This window comes from Streptomyces sp. NPDC049813 (assembly GCF_044465085.1).
In the GTDB taxonomy this organism is placed as follows: domain Bacteria; phylum Actinomycetota; class Actinomycetes; order Streptomycetales; family Streptomycetaceae; genus Streptomyces.
Genome location: NZ_JBITLI010000024.1, coordinates 12,320 through 33,376, shown reverse-complemented (window position 1 = coordinate 33,376; position 21,057 = coordinate 12,320). Strand labels below are relative to the sequence as shown.

Annotated in this window: 14 protein-coding genes; 9 read left to right on the top strand and 5 right to left on the bottom strand. The window is 71.9% G+C overall.

Annotated elements, in window-relative coordinates; genetic code table 11:
• Positions 1–166 precede the first annotated feature (166 nt).
• From ACIBW6_RS33510 to eccE, 3 genes are all read right to left on the bottom strand, one after another.
• Complete coding sequence (locus tag ACIBW6_RS33510) at positions 167–3,487, bottom strand: SCO5717 family growth-regulating ATPase (RefSeq protein ID WP_399066447.1); 3,321 nt, start codon at positions 3,485–3,487, stop codon at positions 167–169.
• Between the two features lie 369 nt (positions 3,488–3,856).
• Positions 3,857–4,594, bottom strand: a complete 738-nt coding sequence (locus ACIBW6_RS33505) for a hypothetical protein (RefSeq protein WP_399066445.1) — start codon at positions 4,592–4,594, stop codon at positions 3,857–3,859.
• Positions 4,594–5,997 (bottom strand): type VII secretion protein EccE, encoded by a 1,404-nt coding sequence (gene eccE, locus ACIBW6_RS33500; RefSeq protein ID WP_399066443.1) that lies wholly within the window; start codon positions 5,995–5,997, stop codon positions 4,594–4,596. The genes ACIBW6_RS33505 and eccE overlap by 1 nt, the downstream gene beginning before the upstream one ends.
• Before the next feature lie 261 nt (positions 5,998–6,258).
• Between eccE and eccB the strand changes: the two genes are divergently transcribed.
• The 9 genes from eccB (at position 6,259) to ACIBW6_RS33455 (ending at position 16,109) form a co-directional block, all read left to right on the top strand.
• Entirely contained in the window at positions 6,259–7,791 is a 1,533-nt protein-coding gene (gene eccB, locus ACIBW6_RS33495) for a type VII secretion protein EccB (protein WP_399066441.1), read from the top strand.
• A 48-nt stretch (positions 7,792–7,839) separates the two neighbouring features.
• Positions 7,840–9,165 (top strand): type VII secretion-associated serine protease mycosin, encoded by a 1,326-nt coding sequence (gene mycP / locus ACIBW6_RS33490; protein WP_399066439.1) that lies wholly within the window; start codon positions 7,840–7,842, stop codon positions 9,163–9,165.
• Positions 9,162–9,770, top strand: a complete 609-nt coding sequence (locus tag ACIBW6_RS33485; RefSeq protein WP_399066437.1) for a hypothetical protein — start codon at positions 9,162–9,164, stop codon at positions 9,768–9,770. Before mycP ends, ACIBW6_RS33485 begins: the two co-directional genes overlap by 4 nt.
• Before the next feature lie 392 nt (positions 9,771–10,162).
• Positions 10,163–10,621: a hypothetical protein gene (locus tag ACIBW6_RS33480; RefSeq protein WP_399066435.1), complete on the top strand. Its 459-nt coding sequence runs from the start codon at positions 10,163–10,165 to the stop codon at positions 10,619–10,621.
• Positions 10,621–12,390, top strand: coding sequence for a hypothetical protein (locus ACIBW6_RS33475; protein WP_399066433.1), 1,770 nt, complete (start codon positions 10,621–10,623; stop codon positions 12,388–12,390). Before ACIBW6_RS33480 ends, ACIBW6_RS33475 begins: the two co-directional genes overlap by 1 nt.
• A gap of 25 nt (positions 12,391–12,415) precedes the next feature.
• Positions 12,416–13,696: a S8 family serine peptidase gene (locus ACIBW6_RS33470; protein ID WP_399066431.1), complete on the top strand. Its 1,281-nt coding sequence runs from the start codon at positions 12,416–12,418 to the stop codon at positions 13,694–13,696.
• A 124-nt stretch (positions 13,697–13,820) separates the two neighbouring features.
• On the top strand, positions 13,821–14,156 hold the full coding sequence (locus ACIBW6_RS33465) for a WXG100 family type VII secretion target (protein WP_399066429.1): 336 nt from the start codon (positions 13,821–13,823) through the stop codon (positions 14,154–14,156).
• A 63-nt stretch (positions 14,157–14,219) separates the two neighbouring features.
• Complete coding sequence (locus ACIBW6_RS33460) at positions 14,220–14,519, top strand: WXG100 family type VII secretion target (RefSeq protein ID WP_399066427.1); 300 nt, start codon at positions 14,220–14,222, stop codon at positions 14,517–14,519.
• 231 nt (positions 14,520–14,750) lie between these two features.
• Positions 14,751–16,109 carry a PQQ-binding-like beta-propeller repeat protein gene (locus tag ACIBW6_RS33455; RefSeq protein ID WP_399066425.1) on the top strand — a complete coding sequence of 453 codons (1,359 nt, stop codon included), beginning with the start codon at positions 14,751–14,753 and terminating at the stop codon, positions 16,107–16,109.
• A gap of 22 nt (positions 16,110–16,131) precedes the next feature.
• Here the strand turns inward: ACIBW6_RS33455 and ACIBW6_RS33450 are convergent, their stop codons facing one another.
• Together ACIBW6_RS33450 and eccCa are read right to left on the bottom strand one after the other, a co-directional pair.
• Entirely contained in the window at positions 16,132–16,464 is a 333-nt protein-coding gene (locus ACIBW6_RS33450) for a DUF397 domain-containing protein (RefSeq protein WP_399066423.1), read from the bottom strand.
• A gap of 268 nt (positions 16,465–16,732) precedes the next feature.
• Positions 16,733–20,701 (bottom strand): type VII secretion protein EccCa, encoded by a 3,969-nt coding sequence (eccCa, locus tag ACIBW6_RS33445; RefSeq protein WP_399066421.1) that lies wholly within the window; start codon positions 20,699–20,701, stop codon positions 16,733–16,735.
• Between the last annotated feature and the right edge of the window lie 356 nt (positions 20,702–21,057).

Below are 21,057 nucleotides of genomic sequence, written 5' to 3'. Positions count from 1 at the left end.
TAACGAGTTGACCGGTATTTCACGCACATTGGTCGAGACCTGTGACGCTTTGCAGGCCAGGGGGTGGCGCCCGTAACGCGGCGGTAGGCACCAGTACACGCGAAAGGCCCGCACCGTCCAACGGTGCGGGCCTTTCGGCGCGTTGCTCCCCTTGCTCCCCTTGCTCCTACTGCTGCGGCGGCTGCTGCTGCCAAGCCGGCGGCGGGCCGGACTGCTGCTGCGGCGGCTGCGGCTGCTGCCCGGGTTGCTGATGCTCGGGCTGCGGCTGTCCGGGCTGCGGCTGCCCGGGCTGCTGGTGGCCCTGCGGCGGGGGCGGGGGCACCTGCCAGCCGGGCTGGGGCCCCGGCTGCTGCGGCTGCGCGGGCGGCGGGCCCTGCGGCGGACCCTGGGGTGCGCCCTGCGGCGGATAGGGCGCGGGCGGCTGCTGCCCCGGGTAGGGCTGCTGCTGACCGGGGTAGGGCGGCTGCCCCGGGTAGGGCTGCTGGCCGCCGGGCATCGGCGGGGCCATGGTGGGCGGCGGGTTGCCGTCCGAGGTCCACAGGCCCTGCTGCTGCTGGGCGCGGGAGAAGTCCTCGGCGACCATCGCGGAGAGGTTGAAGTACGCCTCCCGCACCTTGGGCCGCATCATGTCGAGGTCCACTTCGGCACCGGCCGCCAGGTGCTCGTCGAACGGGACCACGACGACCCCGCGGCAACGCGTCTCGAAGTGGCTGACGATGTCCTCCACCTTGATCATCTTGCCGGTCTCCCGGACCCCCGAGATGACCGTGATGGAGCGCGACACGAGATCCGCGTACCCGTGCGCGGAGAGCCAGTCGAGCGTCGTGCTCGCGCTGCTCGCGCCGTCCACCGACGGGGTCGAGATGATGATCAGCTGGTCGGCCAGGTCGAGGACCCCGCGCATCGCGGAGTAGAGCAGGCCGGTGCCGGAGTCGGTCAGGATGATCGGGTACTGCCTGCCGAGCACGTCGATGGCGCTGCGGTAGTCCTCGTCGTTGAACGTCGTCGAGACCGCCGGGTCCACGTCGTTCGCGATGATCTCCAGGCCGGACGGCGCCTGCGACGTGAACCGCCGGATGTCCATGTACGAGTGCAGGTGCGGGATCGACTGCACCAGGTCGCGGATGGTCGCGCCGGTCTCGCGGCGCACCCGGCGGCCGAGCGTGCCCGCGTCCGGGTTGGCGTCGATCGCGAGGATCTTGTCCTGCCGCTCGGTCGCGAGCGTGGAACCGAGCGCCGTGGTCGTGGTCGTCTTGCCGACGCCGCCCTTGAGGCTGATCACGGCGATGCGGTAGCAGGACAGGACCGGGGTGCGGATCAGCTCCAGCTTGCGCTGCCGCTCGGCCTCCTCCTTCTTGCCGCCGAGCTTGAAGCGCGCGTTGCCCCCGCCGGGGCGGCTGCTCTTCGCCTTCTGCCGCTTGTTGTTGAGCAGCCGGTCGGCCGACAGCTCCACCGCCGCGGTGTAGCCGAGCGGGGCGCCGCCGACGTTCGTGGGCTGGCGCTGGTCGTGCTGGACCGGCTGCGGCCAGGCGGTGCCCGTACCCGGGTCCGCGGCGGCGGGCGGCTGCGGCGCGCCGTAGGGGGGCTGCGGCGCGGGCGCCTGCGGCGTGCCCGGGCCCGCCTGCTGCGGGAAGCCGTACCCGGCGCCGGGCTGCTGGGGGTCCTGCGGTGGCTGGCCCTGGACGGGCGGCTGCTGCTGGTGCGGGAAGCCGTAGCCCGGCTGGGGCTGGGGGTGGCCCTGGGCCTGCGCGGGGGGCTGGGCCTGGGCCTGCGGGAAGCCGTAGCCGGATTGCGGTGCGGGGGCCTGCGGGGCGGGCTGGGGCTGTCCCTGGGCCGGCGGCTGCGGCTGGGCCGGGTGGGCCGGGGGGAAGCCGTAGCCGGGCTGCGGTTCGGCCTGTGCCGCTGCGGCCGGGCCGGGGGCGGCGGGCTGCCCGGGCCAGGCCGCGGGCGGTGCGGCCGGCGGCTGCTGCGCGGACGCCGCCGGGTCGGTCCACTGCGGCGCTGCGGGCGGCGCGGCCGGCTGGAACGCCGGCGGCAGGGGCGGGACACCACCGTCCGGAGCGGGCGGGGGAGTCCAGGCAGCGGGCGGGGCGACGGGTGCGTGCGGTGCGTGCGGTGCATGCGGTACGTCGCTGGGGGGCGCGGAGGCGGCTTCGGGGGACGGGGCGGGGGTGGCGGTCCCGGGCTGGTGGTCGCCGTCCGCGGTGGTCTCGGGGGCGGCTCCGGGTGCCTGCTGGGGGGCGTCCGGGGCGGCGGGGGTGGGCGTGCCAGCGGGGGTGTCCGGCAGTGCCGCCGGGGTGTCCGGGCCCGCGGGGGCGTCCGGGTTCGCCGGGGCGGGCGGGGCGGCCGGGGTGGTCGTGCCCGCGGGAGTGTCCGGGCCGGTCACGGGGCTCGGGCTCGCCGGAGCGCCCGGGGCCGTCGTGGGGTCCGGGTCCGTCGTGGTGCCAGGGCTCGTCGTGGTGCTCAGGCCTGCGGGGGTGCCCGGGCCCGTCGTGGTGCTCAGGCCTGCGGGAGTGCCCGGGCCCGTCGTGATGCCAGGGCTCGTCGTACTCAGGCCCGCGGGGGCGTCCGGGCCTGTCGTGGTGCCCGGGCCCGTCGTGGTGTCCGCGGCTGACGGGGCGGTGCCCAGGCCGGCGGTGGGGTCGGCGGGCTGGGCCACGGGCCGGGCAGGCGTGGCGGCGGCCTCGTCCGGAGCGCCCGGGGTGCCGGAGAGGCCGGGCGCGCTGTGCTGTCCGGCGGCGCCGGGCGTGCCCAGTGTGCCGTGTGTGCCCTGAGTGTCGGGCGTGCCGTGGGTGTCTGGCGTGCCCAGCGTGTTGGGCGTGCCGTGGGTGTCTGGCGTGCCCAGCGTGTTGGGCGTGCCCTGAGTGTCAGGCGTGCCCAGCGTGCCGTGCGTGCCCTGAGTGTCGGGCGTACCCAGCGTGTTGGGCGTGGCGTGACCAGCAGACGTGCCATCCGTACCCAGCGCCTCGGGCGTGCCGTCCGCGCCCTGGGCCGTCACCCAGGACCGGGGCGACGGGTCGCCGTCGGCGGCCGGGGCGGCACCGGACGGATCCGTGCTCGCCGCGCCTGCCGCGCCCGCCGCGCGATCCTGACCCGGCGCCCGGCCCGACGCGTCGGCCCCGTCCTCGTCGTCGCGCGCGGCCAGCTCCGCGAACTCCCGCTTCAGCGCGGCCGCGGAGAACTTCATGGTCGCGCCGCTCTCCAGGTCCCCGCTCCCCGCACCGGAGTCCGGCATGGGCGCGAAGGGGGCGGCCGGGGCCGCGACAGGCGGGGCCGGGGCCGGAGCGACGGGGCCCGGCGCGGGAACCGGCGGCACCGGAGGCGCGGGCGGCTCGGGTGCCGCCGCCGACGCGTTCTGCGTGTACCAGGCCGGAGGGGCGTAGTCGATGGTGAACTCGCCCGTCATCTCGGCACTGGACTCCGCGTCGGACTGATCATCGACGGGCGAATCCCAGCCCCCGCGGATACCGTCCCGATCGCTGTTCACAATGCCTCCTGGTGTGGTCGAGCACCCTCGTGCCGTGCTGGGGGCCGACCGTTCCTGTCGATCCGCCGGGCTGACCCCTGGCCCCCTGACATCTGCGGCACCCGTACACGAGCGCTCACAACACGTCCTGCCCCAGCCTAATCACGAAAGCCACGTGCACGGCAGGCCCGTCCACCCGGTCACGGATGTCCGCTGCGTCACGCGGGGCCCGGCAGCCCCCGCACCCGCCGTGGACGGACACCAAAACGTGACGAAGGAGCACCGTCCGGCCCCGCCACCTGTCCGAATCGCCCGGAAAGGGGCGGTAGTTCGCCGCGTCGGCGGCCGCGCCGGCCCGGGGCCGGACGGTCCGGCGCCGCGGACGCCGCGTCAGTCCATCCGTCGCGCCGTTCCCAACAATCCGGTCTCGGCGTCGGTCGCCTGCGTCATCACGTACTGCCGGTCGCGGTCGGTGCACCACAGCGTCACACCGTCGGCGAGCGTCGGCAGCGACTCGTACTCGCCGCGCGGCAGCCCGACGACGCGCCCGATCTCGGTCGCCTCGTCCGGGGAGACCCGCTGCACGCCGACCAGCCTGGCCTGCCGCATCAGGCGCGGCGCGACCGGACTCAGGTACGGCAGCAGCGTCAACACCGACTGCCAGGGCGCGGACGCCACCCGCCCGCGCGGCGGCCGCATGCCGCAGTCCCGGATGACGAGCACCGGGCCGCCCGCCGACGCGCCCTGCGGGGGCACCCGCCCCACGTCGTGGACCGTCATGCCCGACTGCCCGCCGCCGACCGCCTGGACGAGCTGCGCCCACTGCGGCGCGCGGCCCGTCTCCACGGCGACCCGCGCGCCCGTCGCGGCCGCCCGCAGCGCGAGCACCTGCGCCGTCCACAGGCCGCCGATGAGCACGATGTCGTACGGCGTCGGGCGGTTGATGCCCATGACGGCGGGCTGCCCCTCGGCGTCCACACCGACGACCACGCCGTCGTCCCCGATGGGCAGCGCCAGGGTGTCGAGCTGCTCCGGGGACAGGGCGTGCCGCTGGTGGCGCGGGCCGAGCAGGCCGAAGCCGGTGCGCAGCCGCTCGGCGAGGTCGGGAAGCTGGCTGGTCAGGGCCATCAGCGGGCACCTCCGAGCGGCAGGGTGGCGAGGACGCCGGGCAGTTGCTCGCGGTCGAGCCGGACGAGCCCGGTGCGCACCTGGCGCGCGGCCCGCTCCAGATCCCGCCGGGCCGTGGTCAGCTCGCTGTCGCTGCGGCCCGTGATCCGGATGTGCCCGGCGAGGGTGACGTCCTGCTGGTCGCCCTTGGCGAGCGTCAGGCTGAACGTCGTGGCGAGCGCGGGGACCGTCGTCAGCTGGGCGACGAGCTGCGGCAACGTCGCGCCCTCAGCGCCCAGTTGGGGCCAGCGCCGCACCCAGTAGGTGGTGTGCCGGCGGTTGTCGCAGCGCCAGCTGCGCCCGGACTCCTCGGTGCGCCGCTGCGGCGCCTCGCTCCGCCCGGCCTGCGCGGTCACCATCGGGTTGGCGCACGCCGAGGTGGCGACCGCGGAGACCAGCTCCTCCTCGGTGAGCACACTCGCCCGGAACCCCGCGCCGCGCAGTCGGCTCGACAGGTGCTCGGCGACGCGCGCCAGGCACTTCTGCGCCCCGACCACGCCGCCGCCACGGGCGGCCACCGCCTCCGGGCACAGCTCGGGGTCGAGCTTCAGCGCGATCCAGGTGATCCGTACCGCGGGCGATCCGGTCTGCGCCTGCAACGGCGCGTAATTGCTCACGGCCACCGACTGCTGCGGCAGGTGCAGGGCGGGCGCGGGCTGCGTGTGCAGCACGATCTGCGCCGACTCCAGGCGGATGCCGTCCACCTCGAGGGCATCGCGCACCAGGGCGACCGGCAGCGGGCGACGGCTGCGCTCGGCGCGCAGCGCGGTCGCGTCCGACTCGACCTGGAGGACGGCGGTGAGGAAGCCGCCGTCGCCGACCATGCCGACGGGCCGCTGGTCACGGTCGTCCCCGCGGTTGAGGCTGTACGTGCGCAGGCTCGGGTCGCACTCCACGGCGGGCGCCAGGCCCGGCTCGGTCCCCGGCGGCACCGGGGTGCTCGCCGCGCCGCGCCGCCGGGCCCGCATCGCGAGCACGGTGCCCAGCCACTCCGGCAGGGACCGCCCCCGGCGCCGGACGAGAGCGAGCAGCAGCAGGACCGCGGCGACCACGCAGGTCACCGTCATCGCGACCATGCCGGCCACCCACCCGCACACCACCAGCGCGGCGGCCAGCTCGATCATCACGAGCCGCTGGGCGCGGAACGAACCGCCGCGGCCGGAGCGCGACTTCAGGTGCGGGGTCACCGCCCCCCGGTACGGCGCGGGAGAGCCGGCGCCGGTACGGGGATCGGGCGCACTCTGAGCAGGCATGTGTGACATCTGTGAAGGAGAAAGGGAGCCCTGCGGCGAACCCTGTCCAGAACGCTCACCCGATCGTGACCTCGATTGCGACCGCGATCGGGCCCGCGTTGCGCCAGCCATCACTCCAAACCCCCCGAACTCTCCCGAAATCCCACGCGCAAAGCTTCCTCGCCAAGGGTGTGCCGGCCGCTTGGAAGGCCTCAGCACCCTACCCGTGCCACACGCACAACGGCGTAACAGGCATAGTAGGGGCCGGGTCTGACAGCCACGGCTGCCGCACGACACTCGCTCGGCGGCCCGGGGCACGCACAGTCGACACCGGTCGACCGAAGTCGGGGGAACGCGCCCCCACGGCTCCGCACGGGGAGAGAGCGGACACAGATGGCATCACGGCGGGACGAACTCAACGCCTACACCTTCGCGAAGCGCCGCACCCTGGCGTCCTTCGTGCAGCCCTCACCGTCGGGGTCGGAGGAAGGGGCGCCCCGGCCGCTGCGGGCGGTGCTGCCCGGCACCATCATGGGCGTGGTGATCCTCGCGGTCTTCGGCGGCATCGGCCTCTTCAGCCCCACCGCACCGAAGGGCTGGGACGAGACCGCGACGAACGTCGTCGTCGCCAGCGACTCGACCACCCGGTACGTCGTCCTGAAGACGGGCAAGCAGAAGCAGCTCCACCCCGTCCTGAACATGGCCTCCGCCAAGCTGCTCCTCAAGGACTACACGGACAAGGTCGTCACCGTCGACGAGGGCGTCCTCGACGACGGCGACCTCCCGCACGGCGCCACGCTCGGCATCCCGTACGCCCCCGACCGCCTGCCCGGCGCCAAGGAGGCGGAGGCCGCCAAGCGCTGGATGGTGTGCGAGCGCCCCAGCGACGGCGGCCGCGCCATACAGAAGGCCGCGTTCGTCTTCGCCAAGAAGGACTGGAAGAAGACCGGGGGCCGCAACCAGCTCAGGGGCGGCCAGCTCATGTATGTGGCCGACTCGGTCACCAAGAAGCAGTACGTCGTGGACGCCAGGGGCACCGCCTACGAGATCGCCGATCCGGCGCAGACGGAAGTGCTCACCGCGCTCGACACCCAGCAGCGCGCACCGCAGCGGGTGTCGTCCGAGTGGTTGAAGACGCTCCACCCGGGCGCCCCCATCGCCATGCCCGTCGTCCCCGGCACCCCCGGCCGGACCGCCAACGCCGTGGTGGGCAGCGGCAACGCCAAGTACGACAAGGTCGGTACGGTCCTCAAGTCGCTCGACGGCACGAAGACGCAGTACTACGTGGTTCTGCAGAACAAGGTGGCACGCATCTCCGAGTTCACCTCGCGCCTCCTGCTCAACAGCGAGAAGCTCGTGAACGTGAACGCCAACGGCCAGGCGGCGCAGGTCAGCCCCGCCTCGGTGGCGAACGCGGAGGCGTTCGACGGCGAGCGCGCCGACTGGCCCACGCTCCAGCCCGAGACCGTGAACGACGGCACGAGCGCCACCAGCGGCCGCAACACCGCCTGCAATGTCCTGCGCGACGTCGGCGGCGCCGACGGCACGACGCTCTCCACCTGGGTCGGCACCGACTTCCCCGCCGACCTGCCGACCGGCTCCTCCAGCGCGTACGTCACGCCCGGCTCGGGCCAGGTCTTCCGCCAGATCCAGGGCACGGCGACCAAGGTCGGCCAGATCTTCCTCGTCACCGACACCGGCCTGCGCTACGCGTTGCAGTCCAACGGCGACAGCACCTCCAGCGACACGAGCGTCGGCATGTCCGACAAGGAGCGCAAGGAACTGGAGAAGGAGACCCAGACCACGCAGAAGCTCCTCGGCTACGACCAGGTGACGCCCCGGCCGATCCCGCTGACCTGGTCCACGTTCCTGCCCACGGGTCCGCGCCTGTCCAAGCCGGACGCGGGCCAGCCGCAGGGTTCGTAGCGCGGCGGCCGGACGCGACGGGACAGGAACGGGAGGGGTCACCAACTGATGTCGACAACAACGAAGAATGCCGCGCACGCGCACGCGCTCCGCGTGCGGCGCCAGGAGCCGTCGGCGCGCCGGGGGCGGGCCCTGCGGCGCCCGGGCGCGCTGCTGGCGGCCGCCGCCCTGACGGCCTCCGTGTCGGTGCTCGCGCTACCCGCGGCGCCTGCTCTCGCGGACAGCGGCGAATGCACGTTCGGCGGCAAGGACTACAAGGGCCGCCCGTGGTCGCTGCAACGCGTCAACCTCGACGCGCTGTGGGCGACCGCGACCGGCAAGGGCGTGCGGGTGGCCGTCATCGACACCGGTGTGGACACGCAGAACCCGCAGCTCAAGACGGCCGTCGCGGCGTCGCTCGGCGCCAACTTCCTGCCCCCCAAGGACGACAAGGGCGAGAAGATCGACCGGGGCAACAGCCACGGCACCACCGACACCGTCGGCCACGGCACCCGCGTCGCCGGCATCATCGCGGCCCGCAAGGACGAGAAGAACACCGGCTTCGTGGGTCTCGCCCCCGACGCCACGATCATCCCGATCAAGCAGAACGACGCCGAGGGCCACGGCGACTCGGACGAACTCGCCCAGGCGATCGACCACGCGGTGAAGATGAAGGCCGACGTCATCAACATCTCCCAGGACACGGAGAAGGCGCTCGCCGCCGGCTCCAACCTGGAGCGCGCGGTGAACAACGCCCTCGCCCACAAGGCCGTGGTCGTCGCCTCCGCGGGCAACGACGGCCTGGGCGGCAACCAGAAGGCCACCTATCCCGCCTCCTACCCGGGCGTGCTGGCCGTCGCCGCGTCGGACCGCAACAACGAGCGCGCCGTCTTCTCCCAGTCCAACGCGGCGGTCGGCGTCGCGGCCCCCGGCGTCGACATGATCTCCACGGTCCCCAAGGGCGGCCACTGCTCCGACAACGGCACCAGCTTCTCGGCCCCGTACGTGGCGGGGGTGGCGGCGCTCCTCAAGCAGCACCACAAGGACTGGACGGCCCAGCAGGTCGCCGCCCAGATCGAGCAGACGGCTGAGCGCTCCATCCCGGGCCACGACAACCGGGTGGGCTGGGGCGTCGTCGACCCGGTCAAGGCGGTCACCGAGATCGCCGACCCCAAGAACCCCGCCGAGTCCCCGACCCCCGACCGCGCCGTCACCACCGTCGACCCGCCGGACCTCGCCGCGGTCCACTTCGGCGAGACAGCCGACGAACGCAACACCCGCCTGGCCACGTACGCGGCGGTCGGCGCGGTGGTGATCGTCGTCGCCCTCGCGGGCGCGGCGGTGGCGGTACGCGACGCGCGACGCAGGCGGGCTGGGGCGGAGCGGGGGGCATGACGGGGCTCGCCTGGGCCCTGTTCGTCCTGGCGGCCCTCCTGGTGGCGCTGGCGTGCGTCAAAGCGGACCGGGTCCGCGCCGTGCGCCGCCGCACCTACCCGTCGGGCGGTGAACTCCCCACGTCGGCCTTCGTGCTGGCGCGGGCGCTCTTCCTGGCCGTGGCGGCGATCTGCGTCTGGCAGGGCGCCCAGGCCCTGGCCCTGACGAACGACGCGCGCTGGAGCGACGACGAGCTGACCGACGCCGCCCACCAGGCCGCCGCCGACCTGGACGGCTACTGGTACCGCGAGTCCTCCCTGACGCACGACACCCCCTACTTCGACGACTACGCGTCCCTCATCAAGGAGAGGGTCGTCCGCTACGGAGGCGGCGGCGCTCCCGAGTCGGGCGTGGGCGCCTCCGCGGAATCCGGACACCCGGACGCCGACGGTGACTTCACGGTCCAGGCGGCCGGCGCGGACACCTCCTTCTGCTTCCACCTGACGAAGTCCCGCTACAAGAAGCAGGACTACACGCCTCCTGGGATCACGGGCGGTGAGGGCAGCGCCGCGAACCGGGAATTGGCCTACCGGCTGACCGTACGAGCCCGGGGCGGGGCGTGCTGACACCGGGTCCCGACGAGTACGGGCCTGCTGCCGACGCGACGGCAGCCCGCCACGCCGGATCTTGCCTGTGCACATTTTGTGCAGGCTCCGGGAGGCCCCCCGTGCGCCCGGTGCCCTTCATCCTTCGAGGCCGATCCGCGCACCGCCCAGCTCTTCAGGGGGATAGCGCGGTGACCGCCCCTGCGTCGAGAGTTGTCCCGGTTCGTGCGGGAAGCGGACATTTTGGCAGCGCTCTCGTAACGGAGTTGGCGCACCTGCTCGGTTGGAGCCGATAACGAGGGGTGACTACAGTGGTAAGTGCGTTGTAAGACCTGACGCGCTTTGCGATCGTATGGCGGGTGCTCCGGTGGTCTCGGCCGGAGGGTTTACGGGGAAACGGGGAGGAAGGCGTCGTGCTTCCAGCGGAAGGCGGGGGCGTTTCGAAGGCTGCAGCGGCCGATCTCAAGGTCGGCTCGGAAGTCCTCACGACCTTCAAGCAGCGTGTGGACAAGATCCTGCAGGACTTCGAGGGTTCGCCCGGCAGTTCGGCCAAGGTGAGTGACCATCAGATCAGCCGTACCGCCGTCACCAGCGGGGCGGGCTCTTTCGTCGAGGCTGACGTCCTGCACCTCAGCTACGAGCAGGTCCACAGCCGCATCACCTCGCTCTCCAAGACGCTGGGCATGCAGATCGAGGCGATGAGCATCGCCTCGCACGGCGCGGAAGTCGGGTTCGCCAATCTGGAGGAAGACCAGCGGCGGCGCTTCTGGGAGATCCAGACGCAGATCGACCGTGAGCATCGCGCGACGGAGGCGGCCAAGTCGTCCAAGGAGCACGGCGACGAGACGCAGTCGAAGGGGGGGTACAAGTAATGAGTGGGAACGACGGGAAGACGCCGCAGGCTCCCCCGACGCCTCAGGAGCGGGTGGCCGGGCAGGTCGCGGTCACGGACGGCGTCCAGAGCGTCATGAGCGTGATGCACGACGCCTTCGGGTTCGGTTCGGACCGCGCATTCTCCGTCTCGGACAAGCTCGCGAAGGATCTCCACGTCGCACCGGGGAGCACGCACTTCGAGGAACACCGGCTCAACGCGATGCTCGACCTGGTCGAGGGCACCAAGCCGGGCGACCTCGAGAACGCCGGCACGGCCCTGTTCAAGGCGAGCCAGGCAATGACCGACGCGGCCACCGAGCTGCGTACCAACCTCAAGCACGCGAGTGACGACTTCCAGGGCGAGGCGGGAGTCGCCTTCCAGCAGTGGGGATCCAAGCTCGCGGGCCACACCGACGCCCTGAGCGGGTACGTCCAGACGGCAGGCGTGGAGATCGCCGCTGCCGCGACCGGTCTCGCCTCGGTGAAGAGTTCGCTGCCGCCACGGGACACCCGCCCCACGCACAAGGCCGTGAAGCCCGAAGCACTTCCGGCGGACAAGCGGACCGCGGGTGACCCCGACTACGACGAGGCCGTCAAGGTCGAGAAGCACCGGCAAGAAGCGATCAACCAGATGAACCGGCTGGCGTCCTTCTACTCGGTCTCCGCGGAGACGCTGGGCTCGCTGGAGCCGCCGACGTTCGAGACGATGCCGAACGTCGGGGTGCCGAAGCCGGAGCCCACGGGCGGGTTCTACAGCGACGGCAACGCCGGCCGGAGCGGGGACTCCGGTCCCGGCCCGGCCGCGAGCGCGGGCCGGGAGCACCTGGCCGACCCCACGACCCCCGCGGTGTCCGCCGAGACCCGGCACGTGACCCCGGATCAGGAGCACGCGTCGGTCACGCTGCCGGACCGGCCGGTCGGCACCGACCTCAACAGCGTCGGCACCCTTCCGACCCCCACGACCTCGACGCCGAGCCCGCAGACACCGGTGTCCCCGGCCGGGCCGGGCCCCAGCGGTACGCCGGGGCCCTTCCCGATGGGACCGGCCGGCCTGCCCGGTGCGAGCACCGGCAGGTTCGGCGGGGGTGCGAACAAGGCGCCCTTCGCCGCGCAGGGCCGGGCGCAGACCTCCGGCTCGTCCGCCACCTCCCGCGGCCCCCAGGGACGCGGCGCGACGAACACCCCCTTGGGGCGCGCCGGCGGACCTGGCACGCAGGGAGGCATGCAGGGCGGCCGCCCGACGAGCACCGCACGTGGTGTCACCGGCGGCACGCCCAGGCCGAACGGCGCCAACCCGGCGCGTTCCGCGGGCCCCGGCACCACCGGCGCGGCGCGCTCGAACGGCGTGGTCGGCGGACGGCCCAGCGCGCCCCAGGGCGCGGGACAGTCCGGCTCGCGGACCCCGCGGGGCACGGTGATGGGCACGGGCGGACCGGGCAACGCGCGCGGTACGGCCGGGCGCATCGGTCAGCGTGGCGTCCTCGGCGTACCGGGCACGGAGACGACGGGCCGGCCCACCGGCGCCGGACGCCAGGTCCCAGGCGCGTCCGAGGCAGTGACGGGTCGCCCGGCCGGCCGGACGTCCGCGGCGCGCGCCGGCCGTAACGGGTTCACCTCCGGTGGCGAGGGTCTGGTCCGCGGACCCCAGCGGCGCGACCGTCGCGAGGACGACCAGGAAGGCACGGAGCGCCCCGACTACCTCGTCGAGGACGAGGCCACGCACCTTCCGCAGCAGCCGCGGCGCGACGTGCCGCCGGTGATCGACTAACTCCCGAGCGAGGACGTACAGCACCATGAAGTCAGGGATCGGCCGTCGGGCACGGCGGAACGTACGCGTACCACGGCGCCTCACCGCGCGGTGGGCGGTGGCGGCCACCGCGGCCGCCGCGGTGGCCGGTACGTCGTGCGCGCTCGCTCCGGCCGCCTCGGCTGCGGGGAACGTCCAGGCGCAGCAGTGGTACCTGGACGCCATGGACGCGAACGCGGTCTGGAAGGTCAGCACCGGCAAGGGCGTCAAGGTCGCGCTGATCGACTCGGGGACCAGCGACAGCACCCCGTCCCTGAAGGGGCAGGTCCTCTCGGACGAGGTGCCGCAGAAGGTCGCGTACGGAGCGACCAAGGACTACGTCGGACACGGCACCACCATGGCCGAGCTGATCGCGGGCACGGGGGCGGGCGGCGGCCTGAAGGGTCTCGCGCCGGGTGCCAAGATCATCCCCTTCCGGGTCCAGGTGTCCAAGATGAAGGACGCGGCCGAGCAGAAGAAGACGGCCGTGCCCGCGGACGCGATCCGCGCCGCGGCCGACACGGACGCCAAGATCATCAACATGTCGTTCGGACAGGACCTCGTCGATCCGGACACCGAGGCCGCGGTCAAGTACGCGCAGTCCAAGGGCAAGCTGCTGTTCGCCGCGGTGGGCAACGACGCGGAGAAGAAGAACGAGATCGGATATCCGGCCGCGTACGACAACGTCGTGGGTGTCGCCGCGTCCGACGAGACGGGCAAGGTGGCGAAGTTCTCCGAGCACGGAAGCTTCGTCGACCTCGCGGCTCCCGGCCTGCACATCCCGGAGTGGTGCGACGCATCCCTCGGTTCGTACTGCAATGACGCCAAGGGCACCAGTTCCGCCTCGGCGTTGGCTTCGGCCTCGGCAGCACTGATCTGGTCCGCGCACCCCGACTGGACCAACAACCAGGTGCTGCGGGTCCTGACCGAGACGGCAGGCCGCAGCTGGCCCAAGGAGAGGCCGAGCAAGTACCTCGGCTACGGACTGGTCCGGCCCGCGCGCAACCTGCTGCACAACGAAGGCCGGCCAGGGACTGCCGACATCGATCCCATCACCAACGAACAGACGACGACGGCCGGTTCGGGTGCCGACGCGGCGCCTTCCACCTCTGCATCAGGCTCGTCACAGCCCACCCAAAACGCTTCAGATGTCCCCGCGGAAGCGGCAGGATCAGAGGCGAAGTCGTCAAGTGACAGCAATACGTTGTGGATTGTGCTCGGCGCGATCGCCGCGGTGATCGTGATCGGGGGCGGCGGCTTCGCGGTGATGAGGGCGCGGCGCAACTGAAGAGACTTTCGTTCGTGGGTTTCCTGCAATTTTTCGGGAGGACCACGGGGGAGCGGTCCGGACTCGCGCGAGGCCGGACCGGAGCAATGGATCAAGAGGCAGACCGAAGAAGGGCAGGAGCGGCATGGCAACGCCACAGCAGAAGCTCGAAGACGCTCAAGTAGTCAAGCTCGAGAAGCAGATGTCGGAGAAGTACGACGGCATCCGTCAGCGCGTGCACAAGCTGCAGGGCGTCATCGACAGCCTCGAAGGCAAGTGGCAGGGCATCGGTCGCGCCGAGTTCGACAAGAAGCAGATGGAGATCAACACCTCGCTGCAGAACATCGGCAAGATCCTCGCCGATGTCATCGACTCGATGAACAAGACGCGCACCATCAAGGACAGCACTGAGGACGACGTGCGTGCCTCGGTCGCCAAGATCTCCGCCACGGACGGCGCTTCTTCGCTGAGCACCTTCTGACGCGTTCGCGCGCGGAAGGCATCAGAAGTAGGACCACACACAGGATTCAGTGAGGTATCGCAGATGGTCAGCAACGGCGACGGCCTGCTCGTAACGTACGACGGGCTCGACCACGCGGCGACCCAGATCGGCAACGAGGCGCGTGCCCTCGAGTCCGACCTGGAGGAGCTCAAGCAGCTCGTAGTGAAGAGCCAGGAGTACTGGGCCGGTGAGGCGCAGGGCACCTTCGGCACCAAGCTCCAGAAGTGGGACAAGGAAGCGTCCGACATCCACACGGCGCTGAAGAGCATCGGCCACGTGGTCGGTACCTCCGGCGGTACGTACATGGACGGCGACAAGAAGGCGGCCGGCTACTTCCAGTAGTCGCACCGAAGCGAAGGAACTCAGGTGGGCGCGCGCGGGAGGCGCCCACCTTCTCTTTGTGATCAATGCACGTCGAGTGCCTCGGCCGGAGCCGACGGCTGACGGTCGAGGAAGGTACAGACAGCAATGACGTTCGGGCCGCCTCCCTCCGAGTTCACCCAGTCCCGGCAGGAGGCGCGGGGGCGGGGTCGGCGTCGCTCCGCAGTCCTCGCCGCCGTCTGTGGCGCGGTCGTGGCTCTGCTCGTCGGCGGCTGGTTCCTGTGGCCCATGATGTCGACGTCATCGGCCGGGCCGGACGAGAAGGCGGCGCCCGCGCTCGCCGGGGACGACATCCGGGAGAACGTGGAGGCGCGCCCCACAGGAGGGGTCGGACACCTCGTGGCCACGATGATGGCCCGCGATGTCGCACCCGGCAAGGACCAGCCCACCCCTGGGACATGGGCGACGAAGAAGACTCTGGTCAAGGGCAGGGGCGCGTCGCTCGTCGCGGTCAAGGTGAACACAGCCGAAGAGGACGCCTGGACCACGGAACTTCCCGGGGACATCTGCGCCGCGGCGCCCTACGTCACGGTCGACGGCCGGACAGCGGTCGCCTACAAGGGCGGCACGAACAAGGACGAGGACGCCTGCGACCACCTGGTGATGTTCGACCTCGACACCGGGAAGCGGCTCTGGGACGTCACGATTCCGTGGAAGAAGTCCTTCCTCGACGAGCCCACCCGGATCACCCTGACGCGTGGCGTCGTGGTCGCGACCTGGTGGGAAGGCACCGCTGCGGCGGACATGCGCACGGGACGGATCCTGTGGACGCGGGGCCACGCGAAGGACTGCAACGACACCCAGGTGCAGGGCGGAAAGGCGCTGGTGGTGAGCAACAGCTGCGCCCTCAGTACGACGGACTACCGCGACGTCCAGTACCAGGTGCAGCGCCTTGAGCCGCGGTCGGGCCGCGCGGTGTGGAGCTATCGTGCCGCCCGCCATGTCTACGCCCACATCGTGTCCAGCGAGCCGACGGTACTGGCGGTCGAGGCGGGGCAGGACGAGATCACCGACCTGCTCTCGCTCGACGAGCAGGGAAAGCTGCGCGCGACCGTCCGCATGGAAGGCGACCACTACGAAGTCAACTGTGACCCCGAGCGGGGCGACGGCTGCGCCGGTGCCATCGTCACGGACGATCACGTGTACGTGGTGAGCGGAAGCACGAGTGCGAATCTCGGCAACGACTCGAACTGGATCGTCGGCTTCGACCTGGAGACCGGGAGGTCGGGCGTGAAGTTCGAGGCGGGGCCCGATCAGCAACTGCACCCGATCCGGACCAGCGGGAGCCGCATCCTCGCCGTGAAGGAGGGGACGGACCAGGTCGCCCCCATGAGCCTCGTCGAGCTGGACCCCGCCACCGGCGAGGAGCGCACGTACTTCACGTTCACCCTTCCGCCGGGCGCCACGAGTGGTGGGGGAGGGTCCAGCACCACCGTGGTGATCGAGAACGGAAAAATCTTCTTCGGTAATTCGGTGGTGCGGGGGAGCGGCGACAAGAACCTCCCCAAGGCGCAGTGGATGGCCGTGGGGATCGCGCGGGCGGGCGGGTAGGCGCCGCTACCTGCACCGGACCCTACTTCTCGGGAACCCCGCCATTGTGCGGCGCCGGCTCCAGGTCGAACTCCCCGTCCCGCGCCCCGAGGACGAACGCCGTCCACTCCGCCTCCGTGTACCGCAGCACCGTCTCCGGCTCCAACGACGACCGCATCGCCACCGCCCCCTCCGGCAGGTACGCGATCTCCACGCGCTCCTCGTGCTGCTCGGTGCCCGGGGCGCTGTGCCACTCCACACCGGAGATGTCGAGGGCGTACAGCTCGTTCTTCTCGCGCTCCTTGCGGGCTTTCATCTCCTCGGGCGTCTCGGCCCGGTGAGACTCCCGCGCGGTCTGCTCCTGTGCATCCGCCATGGTGAGCGGCCCCTTCCGGACGTATGAACTGCTGCTGCGGCCACCCTACTTCGCACGGGCCCACCACCTCATGCGTCCCGCCGGAAAGCACCCTCCCCGCAACAGGAAGCGGACACCAGGAAGCCGACACCAGGAAGCCGACACCAGAGCCGACACCAGGAAGCAGGCACCAGGAAGCCGACACCCGAAAGCCGACACCAGGCAGCAGCAAGGGGCCGCACCCCAAAAGGCGCGACCCCTTCCCCGGCCCCGGCAAGCCCGGCAGGCCCTACTCCTCCAGCCCCACCTGAACCAACGGCTTACCCCGCTTACGCGACACGAACGTGCCCCGCCCCGCCGGCATCGGCCGCGGCCGCACCCCGCCGAGCAGATCGCCCTCGTTCGGGTCACCGGCCAGCACCACGCCCTGCGCGCCGAGTTCCTTGATGCGCTGCATGAAGGCCTCGTACCCGGCGCGGCCCGAACCGGCCGTGGAGCGGGCGATGATGAAGCGCACGCCGACATCGCGCGCGAAGGGCAGGAGTTCGGTCAGCCCCGAGAGCGGGTTGCCGCTGGACGTCGACACGAGGTCGTAGTCGTCGATGACCACGTAGACCGTCGGCCCGCGCCACCAGCTGCGGTCGCGCAGCTGCTGCGCCGTCACGTCCGCGGTCGGCGTACGGCGCTGCATCAGGTCGACCAGCGCGTCCATGTGGTGCGCCATCTGGTTCGACATCGGGATGTACTCGGCAAGGTGCGAGGCCGGGGTGACATCGAGCAGCGAGCGCCGGTTGTCGACCACGAACAGCTTGCAGGTGTCGCCGCTGTAGCGCTGCGTGAGCTGCCGGATGATCAGCTTCAGCAGGTTCGACTTGCCGGACTCGCTCTCGCCGAAGATCAGGAAGAACGGGTCCTGGTCGAAGTCGACGAAGACCGGCTCGAGGTTGTCCTCGTCGAGTGCGAAGGAGATGCCGCGCTCCGGGAACCGGTCGCCCGGCGGCAGCCGGCGCGCCGGGAACTCCCGCGGCAGCAGCCGGACCTCGGGCGCGGCGGGCTGCGTCCAGTGCCGGGTGACCTCGGCGGCCAGCGCCGACGTGGCCTCGGCCAGGTCCGTGTCGGACGACAGGCCGTCGATGCGCGGGACTGCCGCCATGAAGTGCTGCTTCTGCGGCGTCTGGCCCCGGCCGGGCACCCCCGTCGGCACGTTGGCCGCGATCTTGCGGTCGAACTCGGAGTCCATCGTGTCGCCGAGTCGCAGCTCCAGGCGGTTCATGAGGTGGTCCTTCATGTTCGCCCGGACCTCCATGGACCGCGACGCCGTCAGGATCACGTGGATGCCGTACCCGAGACCGCGCGCCGCGATGTCCAGGACGAGCGGCTCCAGCGCCTCGTAGTCCGTACGGAAGTTGCCCCAGCCGTCGATGACGAGGAACACGTCGCCCCACGGCTGGTCGGTCACCGAGATGTCGCCCCGCGCGCGGCGGTTGCGGAAGTCGGCGATGGAGGCGATGCCCGCCGTACGGAAGTACTCCTCGCGCCGCGTCAGCACGCCGTAGACCTCGGCCGCCGTACGGCGCACCTTCTCCGGGTCCAGGCGGGAGGCGACGCCACCCACGTGCGGCAGACCGGCGACGGCCGCCATGCCGCCGCCACCGAAGTCGAGCCCGTAGAACTGCACTTCCTGCGGCGTGTGCGTGAGTGCGAACGACGCGATGATCGAGCGGAGCAGCGTCGACTTGCCGGACTGCGGGCCACCCAGGATCTGCATGTGACCGGCCGCGCCGCCGAAGTCGATCCACAGCGGGTCGCGCCGCTGCTCGTACGGCTTGTCGACGAGGCCGACCGGGACGACGAGGCGTCCCGCGCCCTCGTACCCCGGCTGCGTGAGCCCGCGGCCCTGTACGGGCGCGAGGCCGGGCAGCAGCGAGTCGAGGGACGGCGGGCTGTCCAGCGGCGGCAGCCACACCTGGTGCGCCGCGGGACCCTGCGCCTCCAGGCGCCGCACGATGACGTCGAGCACGGTGTCGGCGAGCGCGTCGTCCTTGTCGTCGCGCGGCGCCTCCTCCTCGCGCTGCTGTGGCACCGGGCTGTACTGCACGGGGACCTCGGCCGCCGTGAACAGGGCGGGGCGCCGGTCCACCGGAAGCGGGCCTCCCGGCGTGACGACCCGCGCCGAACCGGTGCGGTACACCCCGGACACGTACGCCGCCTTGAAGCGGACCATCTCGTCGGTGCCGAACTTCAGGAAGCCGGAACCCGGCACGTTCGGCAGCTCGTAGGCGTCCGGGACGCCCAGCGCGGCGCGGGACTCGGCGGCGGAGAAGGTGCGCAGGCCGATCCGGTACGACAGATACGTCTCCAGTCCGCGCAGCCGGCCCTCCTCCAGGCGCTGCGAGGCGAGCAGCAGGTGCACGCCGAGCGACCGGCCGATGCGGCCGATCTGCACGAACATCTCGATGAAGTCCGGCTTCGCGGTCAGCAGCTCGCTGAACTCGTCGATCACCAGGACGAGTGAGGGGATCGGCTGGAGCGGCGCACCGGCCGCGCGGGCCTTCTCGTAGTCGTGGATGTTCGCGTAGTTGCCCGCGTCGCGGAGCATCTCCTGGCGGCGGTTGAGCTCGCCGCGGATCGAGTCGCCCATGCGGTCGACGAGGGTGAGGTCGTCCGCGAGGTTGGTGATCACGGCCGCGACGTGCGGCATCTGGGCCATGCCGGCGAAGGTGGCACCACCCTTGAAGTCCGCGAGGACGAAGTTCAGCGTCTCCGAGGAGTGCGTCACCGCGAGACCGAGCACCAGGGTGCGCAGCAGCTCCGACTTGCCGGAACCGGTGGCGCCGACGCACAGCCCGTGCGGGCCCATGCCCTCCTGGGCGGCTTCCTTCAGGTCGAGCATGACGGGCCGGCCGTCGTCGCCGACCCCGATGGGCACGCGCAGCCGCTCGGCCTGCGAGCGCGGCCGCCAGGTCCGCTTGGTGTCGACGGTCGCCGCGTCGCCCAGGTTCATCAGGTCGGTGAACTCGAGGTTGGCGAGCAGCGGCTCGTCGTCGCTGTCGCCGCCCGACGCCATGCGCAGCGGGGCGAGTTGCCGGGCGAGCGCCTCGGCGGCCGCGTACGAGAGCACGTCCGGGGTGCCTTCGTAGACCATGCCGTGCGCCGACTCCAAGCGCAGCACCTTGGGGTGGACGACGACGGACAGGTCGCCGCGGCCCGTCGTGAGGTCGCCGGGCACGACCTCCAGGACCGTCACGCCTTGCAGACCTTCGGGGCTGGCCAGCAACGAGGTGGGCGGCAGGGAGAGGCCGTCGAGGACGACGACCACGTGCGGCTGCTCGGGCACGGGGGCGCCGCCGGGGTGGAAGCGCGGCCGGCCCTCGAGGCGGGTGCCGAGCAGCTCCTCCAGCTCCCCGGCGTCGGTCGTGATCAGGCGCCGGCTGCCGGCGCCGTCGGTGAGCCCCGGCACCTGGTTGTGGGGGAGCCACTTCGCCCACTCCCACTCCGGTGCGCTCTGGCGTCCCGCGGCGACCGCGACGACGAGGTCCTCGGGGGAGTGCATGGAGGCGAGGGAGGCGACCAGGGCGCGCGCGGAGCCGCGCACGGTCGCCGGCTCACCGCTCACGGACACGTGGTAGAAGGCGCGCAGCGAGACGGCCATCGGCAGCTCTTCGAGCGTGCTGTGCGTGGCCAGGAAGCGCTGCATCGCGCCCGCCGTCAGCGGCTCCAGCTCGTCGACCGGGGCGGTCTGCGGCGGCACCAGGGGAGTGGCCAGTCCCTGGGGGCCGAGCCCCACCCGTACCTGGCCGAAGTCCTCGTCGCCGCTGCGCCGCTCCCAGACGCGGCTGCCCTCGGCGACCAGCGCCCACAGCTGCTCGGGCGAGGGGTGCAGGTAGTACTGCGCGTCGCGCTGCTTGCGGGCGGTGCCGAGGGCCTCGCGCCGGGTCTGCGACAGGTAGCGCAGATAGTCGCGGCGCATGTCCGCCATCTGCCCCTGGTTGCCCTTGCGGTAGCGGGCCAGCATCGCGATGCCCATCGCGATCGTGGACGCCACCATCACCATGCCCATGATCTTCATGAAGGGCTGGGCCTGCGGGTTGAAGAAGAACACGACCGAGCCACCCATGCCGAGCATGGGCAGGATCTGCATCAGCGCGCCCTCTTGCTGCCCACGCGGGAGCTCGGGCGGAGGCTGCAGCACCACCTCCTCGGTGGGCACCTCGGACGGCAGTGCCCGAGGTGGGCGCTTGACGACGATGTGGCTCACTCTGCACCAATTCCCTTGCCGGACCGAGCTGTTCCGTCCGCCGCCCCGTGTCAGGCGGACGTCGATCGCGGTTCGCGATCCTACTGACAACCACTGACAACGGCGGGCGGTAGGGTGCCGGAGGCACGCGTGAGCAGGTGGGGATCGACCCGGGAAAACCGGGCAATCCGCACGGTTCGGAACGTGCGCCCGGCCCGGATCCCGGCCCGCGGAGCGCCCGTGACCGGCCCCGCGCGGCGGGAAGCGCAACGTACACAGGATCTTTACATCGGACGAGCCCGGCACAGCACCGCGCCCGTCCCGCACGACCGAGTCTTCGGAAGAGTCTCGAAGAGCCTTCGGAAAAAGGGGGAACA